Here is a 3,182-nt window from a genome sequence, read left to right as displayed (position 1 = left end):
AGTATAGTGTTTAGGCTTAGAATTCATTTCTAAAAATAAATCAAAAAAAGCTTGTGAGATTTAATTTTGCTTATTACTTTTGCACCCCGCAAAACATGCAAAGTTCCTTGAAAGACTGGTAAGAGAATATAAAGAAATAGAGGGTTTAGATCTTCAAAAAAACTTTAAATTTTTCTTGCGAGAAACAAAAGAAGTTGTATTTTTGCACCCGCTTCGAGAAACATGTTTACCATGTTACTTGCGGTGAGAAACAAAAAGAACACGTTCCTAGACATATTGAATTGACAGCCGTTTTAAGAGAGATCTTAGAACAAAGAATAAAGAGTAATAGAATTGAAAGATTTGAAAAAACCACTAGACCTTCAGTCAAAATAAAAAAGAGACAAATTTATTTGTTTCGCATAATATACGATGAAGAGTTTGATCCTGGCTCAGGATGAACGCTAGCGGCAGGCTTAACACATGCAAGTCGAGGGGTAGGGAAAGCTTGCTTTTCTGAGACCGGCGCACGGGTGCGTAACGCGTATGCAATCTACCTTTCACAAAGGGATAGCCCAGAGAAATTTGGATTAATACCTTATAGTATTATAGAATGGCATCATTTTATAATTAAAGATTTATCGGTGAAAGATGAGCATGCGTCCCATTAGCTAGTTGGTATGGTAACGGCATACCAAGGCTACGATGGGTAGGGGTCCTGAGAGGGAGATCCCCCACACTGGTACTGAGACACGGACCAGACTCCTACGGGAGGCAGCAGTGAGGAATATTGGACAATGGGCGCAAGCCTGATCCAGCCATGCCGCGTGCAGGATGACGGTCCTATGGATTGTAAACTGCTTTTATACAGGAAGAAACACCTCTACGTGTAGAGACTTGACGGTACTGTAAGAATAAGGATCGGCTAACTCCGTGCCAGCAGCCGCGGTAATACGGAGGATCCAAGCGTTATCCGGAATCATTGGGTTTAAAGGGTCCGTAGGCGGTCAGATAAGTCAGTGGTGAAAGCCCATCGCTCAACGGTGGAACGGCCATTGATACTGTCTGACTTGAATTATTAGGAAGTAACTAGAATATGTAGTGTAGCGGTGAAATGCTTAGAGATTACATGGAATACCAATTGCGAAGGCAGGTTACTACTAATTGATTGACGCTGAGGGACGAAAGCGTGGGTAGCGAACAGGATTAGATACCCTGGTAGTCCACGCCGTAAACGATGGATACTAGCTGTTGGGAGCAATCTCAGTGGCTAAGCGAAAGTGATAAGTATCCCACCTGGGGAGTACGAACGCAAGTTTGAAACTCAAAGGAATTGACGGGGGCCCGCACAAGCGGTGGAGCATGTGGTTTAATTCGATGATACGCGAGGAACCTTACCAAGGCTTAAATGTAGTTTGACCGGTTTGGAAACAGATCTTTCGCAAGACAAATTACAAGGTGCTGCATGGTTGTCGTCAGCTCGTGCCGTGAGGTGTCAGGTTAAGTCCTATAACGAGCGCAACCCCTGTTGTTAGTTGCCAGCGAGTCATGTCGGGAACTCTAACGAGACTGCCAGTGCAAACTGTGAGGAAGGTGGGGATGACGTCAAATCATCACGGCCCTTACGCCTTGGGCTACACACGTGCTACAATGGCCGGTACAGAGAGCAGCCACTGGGCGACCAGGAGCGAATCTACAAAACCGGTCACAGTTCGGATCGGAGTCTGCAACTCGACTCCGTGAAGCTGGAATCGCTAGTAATCGGATATCAGCCATGATCCGGTGAATACGTTCCCGGGCCTTGTACACACCGCCCGTCAAGCCATGGAAGCTGGGGGTGCCTGAAGTCGGTGACCGCAAGGAGCTGCCTAGGGTAAAACTGGTAACTAGGGCTAAGTCGTAACAAGGTAGCCGTACCGGAAGGTGCGGCTGGAACACCTCCTTTCTAGAGCCTAAGTGTTAGTTGATTTATCAACACGCTTGGGAAAGAGACGAAAAGAGAAAGTGGAAACATATTTTAGATTATATTACTCTTGCTGTTAGTTCAAATAATACAATTAAGTAAAAGATTAAGGATTTACGATTGAACACTATTAATTTTAGGTTTCAGGTGTTTAGGCATTGGAAATGAGAAGTTATAGGTTGTTGATCAGACATCATCTTGTCTCGTAGCTCAGCTGGTTAGAGTATTACACTGATAATGTAGGGGTCGACAGTTCGAGTCTGTCCGAGACAACTATTACTTAAATAAAAAGAAGAAATTCTAGAGTTGAGGAGTTATGAATAAGATTCATAATTCATAATTCACAATTCATAATTAGATTGGGGGATTAGCTCAGCTGGCTAGAGCGCCTGCCTTGCACGCAGGAGGTCAACGGTTCGACTCCGTTATTCTCCACAAGTCCGTAAGGATTAAAGTTCATTGACATATTGAGATAAGAAAAAATATAAAAAGTAGAAAGCATTTTACTTGTTTATCATTAGACAAGTAGAAAGAACGGTCTTAATTAATTTTAAGATTGGTACAATAAGCAAAATAAGGGCGTATGGGGGATGCCTTGGCTCTCAGAGGCGATGAAAGGCGTGATAAGCTGCGAAAAGCTACGGGGACGGGCACACACCGATTGATCCGTAGATACCTGAATGGGGCAACCCACTATGTTGAAGACATAGTACACCTTCGGGTGGGCAAACCCGCTGAACTGAAACATCTAAGTAGGCGGAGGAGAAGAAAACAAAAGTGATTCCGTAAGTAGTGGCGAGCGAACGCGGATTAGCCCAAACCAATGTTGTTACGGCAATGTTGGGGTTGTAGGACCACGTTATTTGTTGCGGATAGAATTAGAATCCACTGGAAAGTGGAGCCAAAGAAGGTGATAGCCCTGTATAAGTAATAGAAGATAACGATAGTGGTATCCTGAGTAGGGCGGGACACGAGAAATCCTGTCTGAATTTGGCGGGACCATCCGCTAAGGCTAAATACTCCTGAGAGACCGATAGTGAACCAGTACCGTGAGGGAAAGGTGAAAAGAACCGTGAATAACGGAGTGAAATAGATCCTGAAACCATACGCTTACAAGCGGTCGGAGCCCTTTAGTGGGGTGACGGCGTGCCTTTTGCATAATGAGCCTACGAGTTAACGTTGCTGGCAAGGATAAGTGGTTAAGCCACGGATCCGTAGCGAAAGCGAGTCTGAATAGGGC

General features: G+C 44.7%; 2 tRNA genes and 2 rRNA genes (1 of these 4 cut by a window edge). All 4 read left to right on the top strand.

What is annotated here, in order from left to right:
• The first annotated feature begins 408 nt into the window (after positions 1-408).
• Positions 409-1,924, top strand: a 16S ribosomal RNA gene (locus CXF59_RS00025).
• A gap of 217 nt (positions 1,925-2,141) precedes the next feature.
• A tRNA-Ile gene (locus CXF59_RS00020) sits at positions 2,142-2,215 on the top strand.
• Positions 2,216-2,303: 88 nt separating this feature from the next.
• A tRNA-Ala gene (locus CXF59_RS00015) sits at positions 2,304-2,377 on the top strand.
• Positions 2,378-2,504: 127 nt separating this feature from the next.
• A 23S ribosomal RNA gene (locus CXF59_RS00010) occupies positions 2,505-3,182 on the top strand (it continues 2,208 nt past the right edge of the window).
• Together the 16S and 23S rRNA genes with 2 tRNA genes alongside form the textbook arrangement of a ribosomal RNA operon.

This window comes from Flavobacterium sp. ALD4 (assembly GCF_002836475.1).
Lineage (GTDB): Bacteria > Bacteroidota > Bacteroidia > Flavobacteriales > Flavobacteriaceae > Flavobacterium.
Note: the sequence above shows the minus strand (reverse complement) of the source record. Positions and strands in the feature narration are given on the sequence as shown.